The following is a 13,486-nucleotide window of genomic DNA, read 5'->3' on the forward strand; positions in this document are numbered from 1 at the left end:
TCGGTCGCGCCGCGTAGGCCTGGCCGAGATAGGACTCGGCGAAGCGGTTCACGGCGGCCACCGGGTCGTCCTGAGCAAGGCAGGCATGACGCCAGGCGCCAACGGAGGAGCCGAGCACCGCCAGCGGGCCTGTGGAGCGCTGCAGGTAGTCGCCGAAGAGAAAGCGGTCGAGGGCCGCGAGGATAAACCACTTGGGCCCGCCGGAGGCGCCCAGGAGCAGGCTGAACAGGGAGGGATCCCAGCCGTGGCGGGCGAGGGTGGCCGCGGCCTCCCGTCCGGCGTGAATCGCCAGCGGCCCGCCGGCCCGATCAGCCATCTGCGCGTACCTGCGCCGGGGAGCGCCCGGTCCAGCGCCGGAAGGCCCGGCGGAAGTTCGACGGGTCGTTGAAGCCCACCATGTAGGCGATGGTCGACAGCGGAAGGCGCGTCTGCGTGAGGTGGCGGGTGGCGTGCTCGACCCGCACCCGGTCGAGCAGAGTCTGGAAGGACTCTCCCTCCCCGGCCAGCCGGCGCCGGTAGGTGCGCGGGCTGAGGTTGAGCATCCGGGCAAGCTGCGGCATCTGCGGATACTGCCCCTCCAGCTTGCGCAGCAGTCGCAGGGTCTGTTCCGCGACTGAGTCGGCGCCCTTGAGATCCTGCAGCAGGCGCGCGCATTCCTCCTCGTAGAGGGCGCGCAGGGCGGGGTTCGACGAAGGCAGGCGTGTACGCAGCAGCGCTCGGTTGAAGCGGATTCGACCTTGCGGTCGTTCGAAGTGGACGTGGTCGCCAAAGAGTGCCCGGTAGGCATCATGGTGCGCCGGGGCCGGATAGGGGAACTCCAGCTCCAGGGTCAGCTCCGGGAGGCCGAGGAGGCCGCGGAGCGTGTTGCGCATGGCGGCGCCCATCAGCTCGAAGCCGAATTCCGCGAGCTCCGGATAGGGAATGTTCACGGTGGTGATGATGCACTCCCGGTCCGTGAGCGCATACTCGAGCTCCAGCGCCGGCGACAGCAAGTGGTAGTAGCGCATGAAGAGGTCGAGAACTTCGGCGAGGTCCCGGCAGGTCATGAAGGCCTGGCCGAGGACTGCATGGGCGCTCAGGTTCAGGCGCTCCCCGAGGCGCAGACCGAGGGCCGGATCGTTGGTGAGCCTGAGGGCGTTGGCCACCAGCCGGGCGAAGTCTGCCTGGGCCACGCGCGCGCCGAGACCGCCGATGCCGGTCTCGGCCAGCGAAGTGCCCTCGAGGATCGCTGCCTGCGGGTGTCCGCGGCCTGTCACCAGATCGATGAGGATGAGAACGTAGGGCGCTGGAGTCGTGGGGGCAGCCATGGCAGCATTTGGCCATATATGACCCTATTGTGGCAAGAGCGAACCTTGCTCGGGCGGAAAGTCGCTGGCCATAGTGGTGCCATGCCGATAACGCCTATAACGATAGCAGGAGTTGCCCCATGAAAATCGAATGGAAAGACCAGTCCCCGCGCAAGATCCAGCAGTTCGCACACGCTGACTACCCCCGCGAGAATCCCGATCTCGAGGATCTGCTCACCGCGCAGGATGTGGATCACATTGCCGAGATCTTCCAGACGCCGCTCACCGGCGCCTACAACTGGGATTACCAGGTGCAGGATGACCGTATCAAGAAGCTCTACGATCTCGGCAAGCAGCTGAACTGGGATCCGGAGATCGACATCAACTGGAATCGCCCCTGGCCTGACGAGGAGCGGGCCCCAGAGCTCATGAACCTGCACGAGTACCCGCCCTACCTGGCCATGGACGACAAGACCAAGGATGAGTTCTGGCTGCACATGAACGCCTGGAGCCTGTCCCAGTTCCTTCACGGCGAACAGGGCGCCCTGCTCGTGGCCTCGCAGCTCTGCTCCTGTGCACCGACGCTCAACGCCAAGCTCTACGCCGCTTCGCAGACCTTCGACGAGGCCCGCCATGTCGAGGTTTTCAACAAGTACCTGCAGAAGCGCATCGGCGTCATGTACCCGATCAATACGCACTTGAAGAGCATCATTGACAAGATTCTCACGGATCCGCGCTGGGACATGAAGTTCATCGGCATGCAGATTGTGATCGAGGGCCTGGCGCTGTCCGCCTTCAACACGACCCGCGAGACCACGCCGGATCCGGTGCTCAAGGACGTGGTCTACCTGGTCACCCGGGACGAGGCGCGGCATGTGACGTTCGGCGTGAACTACCTGGAGGAGTTCGTGAAGACGCTCTCTGACGAGGAGCGCGAGGAGCGCGCCGAGTTTGCCTACCAGGCCTGCGTGGTGAGTCGCGAGCGGCTGGTGGCGACGGACGTGTTCCGGCACTTCGGTTGGGATGTGGAAGAGGCCCGCAAGCAGGTGCTCGAGGGCTTCGTCATGGCCACTTTCCGCAATCTGCTGTTCCAGCGGGTGGTGCCGAACCTGAAGCGCATCGGCCTGCTCACGGACAAGATCCGGCCGAAGTTCGAGGAGCTCGGCATTCTCGACTTCGAGAACCTGGCCACGGACGGCGATATCGACTGGACGGCCCTGGAGCGCCCCCTCGACACCGAGGAGGCCCAGTCTCACGAGCAGAGCATGCTCGCGGCGTTTCATGCGGCGCACGAGGAGGAGCAGGCGTCCACCGCTGATGAACAGGCTAAGGCCGCTGGTTACGGCTGAACGACGCACTCCCTGTCAGGGGATGTTTGGCGAGCCCAGAAAAGGTTTATTGTAGCTTTTCGTGGCGGACACGTTGGTCGTCCTGTTCCGGGGCGAGCACGGGACACTTCCCTCAGTCGCTCCACGATATTCGCTTGGTGAGGGAAGTGTCCCGCGTTCGCCCCTGGCGCCTGGCGTACTTCGGGCTCGGCAGGGACCCAGCATGCGGTAGGGGCGGCTGCGGGAGGGTGCCCCCACCAAGCGAATATCGTGGAGCGACTGGGGGCACCCTCCCGCAGCCGCCCCGGAAATTTACGATTAACCAAAAAAAAGCCGGCGCTCCTTTCCGGGCGCCGGCCTTTCTTGTGAGATGCAGTCGTGGGACGGAGCGCAGGGCCCGCCCGCTCAGGCGGCCAGGTTCTTGACCTGGGCGCTCAGGCGGCTCTTGTGCCGCGCTGCCTTGTTCTTGTGGATGATGCCCTTGTCGGCCATGCGGTCGATGACCGGAACGGCCTGCGTGTAGGCCTCGCGGGCTTTTTCCACGTCGCCGCTCTTGATCGCTGCGACAACGCCCTTGATCTTCGTGCGCACGAGCGAGCGCAGGCTGGCGTTGCGGGAGCGGCGCTTCTCCGCCTGGCGGGCGCGCTTGCGGGCTTGCGGTGAGTTGGCCACGGTGTGTCCTCTGAATCAGTAACAGAAAAATCGGGAGGGCGGAGTATCCATAGGTGCGGTATCATTGTCAACTGCGCCACCCGGCCGCTGCCGGCCCCTCGCAACGCCTCCAGGAGTACCCCATGGCCCTCAACCCCGACAGCGTTCACATCTGGCGCACGCCGGATGGTCACCACTACCTTCACTGGGAGACCAGCGATCCGGCGACGGCGGTCGCCGTCGAGCCCATCGACGCCGTGGCCGAGACCCGGGAGCTGCCGCCGGGCGGTCCCGGACGGGCACGGATCTCGGGTCTGCCCGCGTCGCGCCGGCACTTTTTCCGCCTTCGCGACAGTTATGGCACGGAGGTGGTTGCCGCGGCCCGGGGCCTTGGCCTGCCGGGGGGCGTGAACTTCCGCGATTTCGGCGGCTACCGCGCGGCAGACGGGCGCCGCGTGCGCTGGGGTTACCTGTTCCGCTCCGGCAACCTGTCCCGCCTCACTGATGAAGCCCAGGCCATGTTCACCGGGCTTGCCATTGATGTGGTCTGCGACTTCCGGCGCGAAGATGAGCAGGTCAGTGACCCGAGCCTGCTGCCCAGCGGGCCCCGGCGCATCAACCTCGCGATTACCCCCGGCAGCCAGGGCAGTGCGCTCTATGACGCGCGGCACCGGCTCACCGATGCCGAGGCCATGGCCGAGGCCATGCGCGACATCAACCGGGAGTTCGTGCGTTCACAGAGCGACCGCTATGCTGCACTTTTCAGCCACCTGCTGGAGCCCCGTAACGAGCGCTGCCTCGTGCACTGCGCCGCCGGCAAGGACCGCACGGGTTTTGCCGCTGCGCTGGTGCTCTTTGCGCTGGGCGTGCCGCAGGAAACGGTGCTCCACGATTACCTGTTGACGCGGCACTACTTCGACGCCACCGGTGAACTGGGCCGGGTGCGCGAGAAGTACGATATGCATCACCTGGATGACGAGGTGTTGCTGCCGATGCTGCAGGTGGACGAGAGCTACCTCGGCGCTGCGCTGGGGGTCATTGCGGAAGACTACGGCAGCACCGAGGCCTATCTTGAAGAGGCGCTGGGCGTTGGCCCGGCGGAGCGGGCGGCGCTGGCCGCCCGCTACCTGGAAGACTAGCTGAGACCCAGGCCGAGGCAGAGGAGGCCGATCGCGGCGACGCCGACACTCTGGCCGGCCTTGTCGAGGTGGAACAGGCCGTAGAGATAGGCCAGGGGCGGCAGCAGCGTGGCGACGAGGCCCCAGGCGTAATCCTCGCGCCAGGCCGTGATGAGCATCAGAATCCAGCTCACCAGCAGGATGGCAGCGCCAAAGGTCGTCAGGGCAGCACTCGCAGCGTCCATGGTTCCTCCATGATGGACTCGGGGGGTCGATAAAACGCTGGCAAGCCTACCAGAAAGCGGCGCTGGCGCTAGTGTTTTCTGGGCGCCGCGGGCTGCCGGGGCTGTTTCTGGCGGATGACGCTGAGAGGCTTTTTCGTTAAGGTTAGGCGCTTTTTTTCGAGGATAACCGCTTGAGCGAGCACGATCCTTTCGCCGACATCAGGCCCTACCGCGACGACGAACTGGCGCCGGTGCTCGCCCGGCTGCTCCGGGACCGGGAGCTCACGGGGGCCGTTGCCGCTTTTCGCTTCGGTGGCCCGGCCCGTCTGCTGCCTTTCCTGCTCCGCCCGGCGGTGCGCTGGTACCTGAAGCGCGAGCTGCGCGGCGTCGCCAGCATCCGCGACCTGCAGCTGGTGATCCGCCGATACATGGATGCCATGATCGAGCAAACCACTGCCGGCCTCACGGTTTCCGGCCTGGAACGGCTCGACCCGGATCGCGCCTACCTTTTCGTCAGTAACCACCGGGACATCGCCCTCGACCCGGCTTTCACCAATTATGCGCTGCACATAAACGGCTTCGACACGGTGCAGATCGCCATCGGTGACAACCTGCTGACCAAGCCCTGGGTCGCCGACCTCATGCGCCTGAATAAGAGCTTTCTTGTGCGCCGCTCGGCGGCGGGACCGCGGGAACTGTTCGCCGCATCCCGGCACCTTTCCGCCTACATCCGCCACGCCCTCACGGTCGAGGGCGCCAACGTCTGGATCGCCCAGCGCGAGGGGCGGGCCAAGGACGGTGTGGATCGCACGGAGCCGGCCGTAATAAAGATGCTCTCGCTGAGTCGCGACAAGGCCGCCGAGGCCTTCGGCGAACACATCGCCAGCCTTGGCATCGTCCCGGTCGCCATTTCCTACGAGCTCGATCCCTGTGACGCCCTCAAGGCCCGGGAGCTGGCGGAGCGCGCCCGCACCGGTGCCTATGCCAAGGGCGAGCAGGAAGACGTGGCCTCCATCGGCGTAGGTATCGCCGGCAGCAAGGGTCGGGTCCATGTCAGCTTCGGGACGCCCCTGGGCAGCGGCTTCGAGAGCCCGGCGGCGGTCGCTGCGGAAGTCGACCGGCAGATACTTGCCGGCTTCCGGCTGCACCCCTCCAATCTCCAGGCCTATGAGGCGCTCGAGGGTCGGGCGCCGCCGGCGGGGCTGACCTGCGAGAGCGGGTCAATCTCCGCCGCGGTATTCCGCGCCCGCATGGAGGCGATCCCGCTCGCGCACCGACCCTTTGCGCTTGCCGGCTACGCCAACGCCGTACGCAGCCAGCTTGCCCTGCGCGAGGCGGCTTGACGGACTTGCTGAGCGAGAGCCTCAAGGAGCGGATCCGCGCCGCCTACAGCGCCACCGTTGCCGCGCGCAAGCTCAGCCCCCGCCGTGGGCAGCGGCAGATGATCGGTGCCGTCGCCCGGGCCCTGGCGCGCCGCCCCGAGGATGGCAGCGCCCCGACCGAGTCCCCCATCTGCGTCGTCGAGGCCGGGACGGGCACGGGCAAGACCATCGCCTACGCACTCGCGGCTATTCCTGTCGCCCAGGATCGTGGCAAGCGCCTTGTGGTGGCAACCGCCACCGTTGCCCTGCAGGAGCAGTTTGTACACAAGGACCTGCCGGACATTGCCGCCGGTAGCGGACTCGTCTTTACCGCCGCGCTTGCCAAGGGCCGTCGGCGTTATGTCTGCCTGAGCAAGCTGGATCGCCAGCTCGCCCAGGGGCAGGACGCTTCGGCCGCCATTCCCCTGTATCCCGACGAACTGCCCGCGGCAGGGGCGGCCGACGCGCTCCCGCGCTACGAAGCGATGATAGATGCACTGGGGCGCGGCAGCTGGGACGGTGATCGGGACAGCTGGCCCGAGGCCCTCGATGAGGCGGCCTGGCTGCCGGTCACTACGGACCATAACCAGTGCACCGGGCGGCGCTGTCCCAATGTGGGTCAGTGCAGTTTTTTTCGCGCCCGGGAGGCGCTGCAGGGCGCTGATGTCGTCGTCGCCAACCATGACCTGGTGCTGGCTGACCTCGCCCTCGGCGGCGGTGCTATCCTGCCACCACCGGAGGACACCATCTATATTTTCGACGAGGGCCATCACCTCCCGGATAAAGCCCTCAACCATTTCTCCAGCTTCTGCCGCCTGCACAGCACCCGCCAGTGGCTGCGCGACAGCGCGCGCGGGCTCACCGCCGGGGTGGCGGACATCGGCGGTATCGCCGGCGTCGGCCCGCTCCTGGAGCAGTTACCCGACAAGCTCGAGGACCTTGCCGGAGGGCTGGAGGTTGTGGAGGACGCGGTTGCGGCTCTGCTCGCCGAGGACGATGCGCACACCGGCCGCGAGGCTGAACGCCTGCGTTTTCCGCACGGCCGTGTGCCCGCAGTGCTCGAGCCCCTCGCCGGCAACCTCGCCGCAGGGTTCGGCCGCCTGGCCTCGAACCTTGCCCGCCTGGAGGGCTGCCTTGAGGACGAATTGGAAAACGGCGACCGCGAAACCGTCGAGCCCTGGCACCTTGCCGTGGCCGGCATGCGCGGGCGGGCGGAGAACACCCTCGCACTCTGGCAGGACTATGCAGCGCCGGATCCGGAAGGGCAGCCGCCGCGGGCCCGCTGGATCACCCGGATCCGCACGGCTGCCGGCGGCACCGTGGGGCACGATCTCCTGTGCAGCCCGATCCTGGCCACGGATATTCTCGCCGAGCACCTCTGGCCGCGCGCTGCGGGGGTGGTTGTCACCTCGGCCACGCTGACCGCCCTGCGCAGCTTTGATCGCTTCCGGCAGCGCAGCGGTGTGCCCGACGACGCCATCTTCGAGGTTGTGGGCAGCCCCTTCGACTACCGCCGGGCGACGCTCACTGTCCCGGCCATGGCGGCGGACGGGGGCAATGCCGCCGCCCACACGGCTGAACTCATAGAGCACCTGCCGCACTGGCTTGACGAGGACGAGGCCGCGCTGGTGCTGTTCGGCTCCCGGCGGCAGATGCTGGAGGTGTGTGATGGGGTTGCCGGTCGTATGGGTGACCGGCTGCTGGTGCAGGACAGCCTCGGCAAGCAGGAGATCCTGCGCCGGCATCGGGAGGCGGTGGACGCGGGCCGCGGCAGCGTTATCTTCGGCCTGGCGAGCTTCGCCGAGGGCGTGGACCTGCCCGGCGACTACTGCCGTCACGTGGTGATCGCCAAGCTGCCCTTCGCCGTGCCCGACAGCCCGCTGGAGGCGGCGCTTGCCGAGTGGGTGGAGGACCAGGGGGGTAACGCTTTTATGGAGATCAGCGTCCCCGACGCAGCGCTCCGCCTGACCCAGGCCAGCGGCCGACTGCTGCGCACCGAAGGCGACTGGGGCCGCATCACCCTCTGTGACCGGCGCGTGGTTACCCGGCGCTACGGCCGGGCTATCCTCGATTCCCTGCCGCCTTTCCGGCGCGAGATTGCATAAAAAAACCGGCCGTGCGGGGCACGACCGGCTTCGGTTGGGCGGTGCGTGGGGTCAGAAGTTGTAGGTTACTTCCGCTCCGTAGATCTGCCCCTTGGCCAGCGCAGCAAAGGTGCCCCCCAGCGGTACCGGGCCGAGTGAAGACGGGAGCTGGGTGTCGCCGCCGTGCTTGACCTCGTCCATCAGGTTGCGTCCGTACAGCGAGAAGATCCAGTGGCCGTCGTTCGAGTAGAAGTCCAGGCCCGCATCCAGAATATGCTGTTCCAGGATGAAACCGAGGTTGTCGTCCGTCCAGGCCATTTCGTCCCGGTAAGCGTAGCTGAAGCGGGCGGTGGCCACGCCCCAGTCGCCCATGGGCATGTCGTAGTTCATGCCTACGCGCCAGGTCAGCTCCGGCGCCCGGGGCAGTTCCAGGTCTTCGCCGTTGCCCGGTGCGTCGCCATTGAGATCGAAGCGCACCGTGTCGTACTCGGCATCCAGGTAGCCCAGGGAGGCGAGCAGCACCAGGTTGTCGCTGAGGCGGAAGGTGCCGTCCAGCTCCAGGCCCATGATGGTCGCATCGGCCGTATTCTGGATGATCTGCGCTACGCCCGAGACCGGGTCCGCGAAGTTCACCTCGCGCTGCATATCCTCGATTTCGTTGTAGAAGACGGCAGCGTTCAACCTGCCCCAGTCGTGGGTGGATTTGTAACCGAACTCGAAGCTGTCCACCTGCTCTTCGTCGAAAGGACCGGGGGAGAAAGCCGGGACCGTGTTGCGCAGGTTATAGCCGCCGGAGCGGAAGCCGCGGCTCCAGTGACCGTAGACCTGCGATGTGTCATTCAGGAAGTAGGCAAAGCCGAGTTTGGGTGCGAAGGTATCCCAGCTTTCCGTGTCGACGAAGTCGGCCGGGCAGGCCGGGCCATTCACGAAATTACAGCGGGTATCGGTGCCAGTGATCGGGTTCGCGTAGACCGGGTTGCCGCCGTTGCCCAGGGTCGCGCCCAGGTCGAGGACGTTGGTATTCACGTTCAGCGAGGCGATTTCCGCGGATTTTTCTTCCGTGGTCCAGCGCGCGCCGGCGGTGATTGTCAGCCGATCCGTCAGGGCATAGTCGACCGCGGCAAAGGCGCCGAGGGACTCGACGTCATAGAAGCCGCCACCATCCTGAATCTGGAAGGGCATCGTGTCCGGCAATACGAGGGCGCCGCCGGTGAGGTCGGCTGACACCTGGTTGGTCACGAAGCCCAGCAGGTCCCGGCGCTCATGATAGGCGATGTCGTTGTCGAACCAGTAAACGCCTGTTGTCACAGTGGCATCACCGAACTGGCCGTTGTAGCGCAGTTCGAAACTGTGCTGCTCGGCCGTCAATTCGGTCGGGGCGTGGAACAGCGATACAGGCTGCGCGTCGATATCGCTCAGCGCCGAGCTTTGCGAATCCCGCCAGCCGTAGATGGCCGTGACACTGCCTTCGCCGAAGGCCACGTCCATATTGAATTCCGCGGTGAGGAAATCGGTTTCGATATGCTGAGAGCCGACTTCATTGTAGTTGGCATCAAAGCTGTCGCGGTCAGCGTTGAACGGCGTCCCGGGAAGACCGATGCCGTTGGTATGGGACTGGGCTACCGGGCCGTCGCCTTCGATATCCGTGTATTCATAGCGGACTACCAGTTCCATGCTGTCCTGCGGCGTCCACACGGCGGTACCGCGGACCATCTGCTGCTCGGCTGCCTGCACGTCACTGCCGTCGAACTGGTTTTCATGCCAGCCTTCGTCATCGTTCAGGTAGGCCGTCAGGCGCAGGCCAAGGGTGTCGGTGACCGGGCCGCCCACGGCGCCCATGAGGTAGCGGTTGAGGCCGCCGTCACCGCCGCCGTCGATGGCAGCACGTACGGTGGCATCAAAGGTATCGCCGGGCTTCTTGGTGTTCATGAGGATGGCGCCGCCGGTTACGTTGCGGCCGAAGAGGATGCCCTGCGGTCCGCGCAGCACCTCGATGCTCTCCAGGTCGAAAACGTCGAAGAGAATGCCGTTGTTGACCCCGAGATAAACGCCGTTGACGAACACGCCCACGGTAGGGTCGATGCTCGGGATGGAACTGTTGATGCCGAGGCCGCGGATGGAGAAGTTCTGTGTGCCCCGGGTGGTGCCGACATCGTCCAGGGCCACGTTGGGCATGCCCACGGAGAGGTTGGTGAGATCACGGACCTTGAGAGCCTCTATCTGGTCGGCGCCGAAGGCGGTGATGGCCAGCGGTACGTCCTGGGAGCCTTCCTGCCGCTTGCGGGCGGTTACCACGACTTCCTCGAGGAGGGAGGTCGAGCCGACGCGACGCTGGGCCTCCTGGGCCTGGGTGGTCATGGTCAGGCCGCCTGCGGCAACGGTGACCGCCAGGGCCAAGGGGGAGAGGAGGGCAGGCTTGTGGGTGGTGTTGGGGCGCATAAGGTACATCCTGTTGCAATCACTATAGGTATCATCAGTGGATGCTGCGGTGGTGAGAGGCCTTTGTGCATTGCACCAGCTAAGCCGGGCATCTCCCAAGCAGTGGGCCAATTCTGACTCGGTGCCCATAAGTTTCAAGGGATTAGGTCGTAATTTTGACAATCTGAGTCAACAGTAGGGGTGGAAGTGAGGGCAGCTCGCAGCTGGAGCGGGTGATGGGAATCGACGGGGCCGCCCAGGCCCACGTTACAGCTTAATCGAACGGCCCGTTTACGCTTCGTAGTACTGAGGGATGGAGCGGGTGATGGGAATCGAACCCACGTCATCAGCTTGGGAAGCTGAGGTTCTACCATTGAACTACACCCGCCGGGGGAGGGCAGCTTAGGCCAAGTCCCTGCTGCCGTCAAAAGACCTGTGCGCTGGTATCTCACTGTCCTGTCCCGCAGAGGGGCCGTGCTCTCGCCTCAACACAACGGTTCTGCTTCGGCAGGCTGCCCTTGCCGTTGCTGGACAGTCCGCTGCCTCCATGGGAGGCACAAAAAAGCCGGCGGGCTTGCGCGCCGCCGGCTCGGGCAGTTTCTGGCCGATTGCTCAGAAGTTGTAGGTGACCTCACCGCCGATTACCTCACCCTTCATCATCGGTGAGAAGGTGCCGCCGACCGGCACCCCGGCGAGCGTGGGAGACAACTGCGTATCGCCGCCGTGACGCACGGATCCCAGCAGGTTCCGGCCATAGACCGAGAACACCCAATGGCCGTCATTGGTGTAGATGTCCAGGCCGGCGTCAAGGATATCCTGCTCGTTGATGAAGCCGAGGTTGTCGTCGGTAAACGCCATCTCGTCACGGAAGGCATAGCTCAACCGCGCCGTCGCGTAGGCCCAGCTGCCAAGCGCGAAGTCGTAGTTGGCGGCGATGCTGTAGGACCACTCCGGTGCGCGCACCACATCGAGGTCTTCATCTTCCTCGTTGATGACGCCGTCGTTGGTCAGATCGAAAATGACCGAGTCGTAACCGGAGTTGGTGTAGCCGACGGAGGCGAGGACCGTAAGGCTGTCGCTCACGCTGAAGGCGCCGTCGGCTTCGAAGCCCCAGAGCGTTGCGTCGGCGGTATTACGGATGATCTGCACTACGCCCGCGTCCGGGTCGGCGAAGTTCAGCTGGCGCTGCATATCGTCGACCTCGGTATAGAAGGCGGCAACATTGAAGCGGCCCCAGGCGTGGGTCGACTTGTAGCCGATCTCGAAGCTGTCAACCTGCTCTTCATCGAAGGCCTGCGGGGTGAATAGCGGCGTGGTATTGCGCAGGTTGTAACCACCGGAGCGGAAGCCCCGACTCCAGTGGCCGTAGAGCTGCGAGCTGTCGTTGAGCATATAGGTGGCCCCGAGCTTGGGCGACCAGGTCTGCCAGTCCTCATCGTCAACAAAGTCAAAGGGACACTCGGGAAAACCCTCGCTCCGATCGACGATGTTGCAGCGGAAGTCAACCGGGTAGCTGATTCCAGGTGTTGCGACTCCCGGCGGCAGCGCGGGGAAGCTGTCCTCGAGGCTCTGGTTCGCGGCCAGGGAGGCTACGTCGGCGTACTTCTCTTCGTCCGTATAACGAACCCCTGCGGTCAGGGTGAGCCGATCGGTGAGCGCGTAGTCAAGAGCGACAAAGACGCCCAAGGTTTCAACCCCGTAAAGGCCGCCGCCGTCCTGGATGATCAGCGGGCCCTGGTTGCCGGTTGCGGCGCCGGCCAGGTTGCGGCGCTCATGATAGCCCTGGTCCATATCGAACCAGTACAGACCGGTGGTGATATTGGCATCGCCGAACTGGCCGTTATAGCGAAGCTCGAGGCTGTTCTGTTCTGCCTCCAGCCAGGCAGCGGAGTGGAAGGCCCAGATCGGCTGCCCGTCGATATCACTGCCGGACTCGGAGTACGAGTCGCGCCAACCGTAAATGGCGGTGACGGTGCCTTCGCCGAAATCGACCTGGTGATTGAGCTCGGCGGTGAGGAAATCGGTCTCTATGGTTTGATAGCCGATGAAATCGTTGCTGCTACCGAAGCTGTTCTTACGGTCGTAATTGACCCACACACCATCGACACCACTGCCGTTGGTGTGCGACTGAGAGACTGCGCCATCACCGTCGATATCAGTGTATTCGTAGCGGATAACGACTTCTGTGCGGTCCGTCGGCGTCCACACTACCGTCGGACGCAACATCAGCTGGTCTACGGCGCCCACGTCCTCTTCCGTGACGCCGAAGGGTTCAAAGGCGTCGCGCTTAAACCAGCCTTCGTCTTCGTTGTAATAGGCCGTGAGGCGGATGCCCAGGGTGTCTGACACCGGCCCGCCGGCGGCTGCCATGGCGTAGTAGTTCAGGCCGCCATCACTGCCGAAGCCGTCGACGGCAGTCTTGATCGTGGCATCCCACTCCTCGCCAGGCTTCTTGGTATTCATCAGCACGGCGCCACCGGTGACGTTACGGCCGAAGAGAATCCCCTGGGGGCCGCGGAGTACCTCGATGCTTTCGAGGTCAAACACATCGAAGATGATGCCGTTGTTAACCCCCAGGTAGACGCCGTTGACGAAAACCCCCACGGAGGGGTCAATGGAGGGAATCGAAGCGTTGATGCCGAGCCCGCGGATTGAAAAGTTTGCGCTGCCGCGAGTGGTGCCCACGTCATCGAGGGTGACATTCGGCAGACCGACGCCGAGGTTGGTCAGATCTCGCACCTTCAGGGCCTCGATCTGATCGGCGCCGAAGGCGGTAATGGACAGCGGCACGTCCTGCGCGCCTTCCTCGCGCTTCCGGGCGGTGACAACGACCTCCTCCAGGAGCGCGGCCGAAGCACCGCGGCGCTGGGTTTCCTGGGCTTGTGCGGTCGTCGCCAGGCCGGCGACGGCGATGGTGACGGCAAGAGTCAGAGGGGAGAATACTGGAGCGGCACTGCGCGTTGTTTCGGGGCTCATAGAAGACATCCTGTTGCTATCATTATCATCGGTAGATACT

9 protein-coding genes, 1 tRNA gene and 1 pseudogene are annotated in these 13,486 nt (G+C 65.0%); 4 read left to right on the top strand and 7 right to left on the bottom strand.

The window, feature by feature from the left end:
• Positions 1–316, bottom strand: a pseudogene (locus tag HRUBRA_RS05005) (patatin-like phospholipase family protein); the annotation flags it as partial.
• A complete protein-coding gene (locus HRUBRA_RS05010; protein ID WP_035515089.1) occupies positions 309–1,307 on the bottom strand; it encodes an AraC family transcriptional regulator in 999 nt (332 codons plus the stop codon). The gene HRUBRA_RS05010 and the pseudogene HRUBRA_RS05005, both read right to left, overlap by 8 nt.
• Positions 1,308–1,426: 119 nt before the next feature.
• Between HRUBRA_RS05010 and HRUBRA_RS05015 the strand changes: the two genes are divergently transcribed.
• Complete coding sequence (locus HRUBRA_RS05015; RefSeq protein ID WP_035515091.1) at positions 1,427–2,635, top strand: ferritin-like domain-containing protein; 1,209 nt, start codon at positions 1,427–1,429, stop codon at positions 2,633–2,635.
• A 384-nt stretch (positions 2,636–3,019) separates the two neighbouring features.
• Here the strand turns inward: HRUBRA_RS05015 and rpsT are convergent, their stop codons facing one another.
• Positions 3,020–3,286, bottom strand: coding sequence for a 30S ribosomal protein S20 (gene rpsT / locus HRUBRA_RS05020; protein WP_035515093.1), 267 nt, complete (start codon positions 3,284–3,286; stop codon positions 3,020–3,022).
• A 122-nt stretch (positions 3,287–3,408) separates the two neighbouring features.
• On the opposite strand from rpsT, the gene HRUBRA_RS05025 reads away from it, so the two are divergent.
• The gene (locus tag HRUBRA_RS05025; RefSeq protein ID WP_052094410.1) at positions 3,409–4,404 is read left to right on the top strand and encodes a tyrosine-protein phosphatase; all 996 of its coding nucleotides are present in this window, start codon (positions 3,409–3,411) and stop codon (positions 4,402–4,404) included.
• Here the strand turns inward: HRUBRA_RS05025 and HRUBRA_RS05030 are convergent.
• Positions 4,401–4,628, bottom strand: a complete 228-nt coding sequence (locus HRUBRA_RS05030; protein ID WP_035515095.1) for a hypothetical protein — start codon at positions 4,626–4,628, stop codon at positions 4,401–4,403. The two genes, HRUBRA_RS05025 and HRUBRA_RS05030, sit on opposite strands and share 4 nt — an antisense overlap.
• 170 nt (positions 4,629–4,798) lie before the next feature.
• On the opposite strand from HRUBRA_RS05030, the gene HRUBRA_RS05035 reads away from it, so the two are divergent.
• Complete coding sequence (locus HRUBRA_RS05035) at positions 4,799–5,950, top strand: 1-acyl-sn-glycerol-3-phosphate acyltransferase (RefSeq protein ID WP_035515096.1); 1,152 nt, start codon at positions 4,799–4,801, stop codon at positions 5,948–5,950.
• A complete protein-coding gene (dinG, locus tag HRUBRA_RS05040; RefSeq protein ID WP_322786718.1) occupies positions 5,947–8,073 on the top strand; it encodes an ATP-dependent DNA helicase DinG in 2,127 nt (708 codons plus the stop codon). Before HRUBRA_RS05035 ends, dinG begins: the two co-directional genes overlap by 4 nt.
• Before the next feature lie 51 nt (positions 8,074–8,124).
• Here dinG and HRUBRA_RS05045 read toward each other — a convergent pair whose 3' ends face one another.
• From HRUBRA_RS05045 to HRUBRA_RS05055, 3 genes are all read right to left on the bottom strand, one after another.
• Positions 8,125–10,491, bottom strand: a complete 2,367-nt coding sequence (locus tag HRUBRA_RS05045; protein ID WP_035515100.1) for a TonB-dependent receptor — start codon at positions 10,489–10,491, stop codon at positions 8,125–8,127.
• 293 nt (positions 10,492–10,784) lie between these two features.
• A tRNA-Gly gene (locus HRUBRA_RS05050) sits at positions 10,785–10,858 on the bottom strand.
• A 224-nt stretch (positions 10,859–11,082) separates the two neighbouring features.
• A complete protein-coding gene (locus HRUBRA_RS05055; protein ID WP_035515102.1) occupies positions 11,083–13,446 on the bottom strand; it encodes a TonB-dependent receptor in 2,364 nt (787 codons plus the stop codon).
• Between the last annotated feature and the right edge of the window lie 40 nt (positions 13,447–13,486).

This window comes from Pseudohaliea rubra DSM 19751, from assembly GCF_000764025.1.
Classification (GTDB): Bacteria; Pseudomonadota; Gammaproteobacteria; order Pseudomonadales; family Halieaceae; genus Pseudohaliea; species Pseudohaliea rubra.

What these genes read in the sequence shown, in the direction of transcription:
- HRUBRA_RS05010 (WP_035515089.1), bottom strand. Translation starts at nt 1,307, where the DNA reads ATGGCTGCCCCCACGACTCCAGCGCCCTACGTTCTCATCCTCATCGAT.
- HRUBRA_RS05015 (WP_035515091.1), top strand. Translation starts at nt 1,427, where the DNA reads ATGAAAATCGAATGGAAAGACCAGTCCCCGCGCAAGATCCAGCAGTTC.
- HRUBRA_RS05025 (WP_052094410.1), top strand. Translation starts at nt 3,409, where the DNA reads ATGGCCCTCAACCCCGACAGCGTTCACATCTGGCGCACGCCGGATGGT.
- HRUBRA_RS05030 (WP_035515095.1), bottom strand. Translation starts at nt 4,628, where the DNA reads ATGGACGCTGCGAGTGCTGCCCTGACGACCTTTGGCGCTGCCATCCTG.
- HRUBRA_RS05045 (WP_035515100.1), bottom strand. Translation starts at nt 10,491, where the DNA reads ATGCGCCCCAACACCACCCACAAGCCTGCCCTCCTCTCCCCCTTGGCC.
- HRUBRA_RS05055 (WP_035515102.1), bottom strand. Translation starts at nt 13,446, where the DNA reads ATGAGCCCCGAAACAACGCGCAGTGCCGCTCCAGTATTCTCCCCTCTG.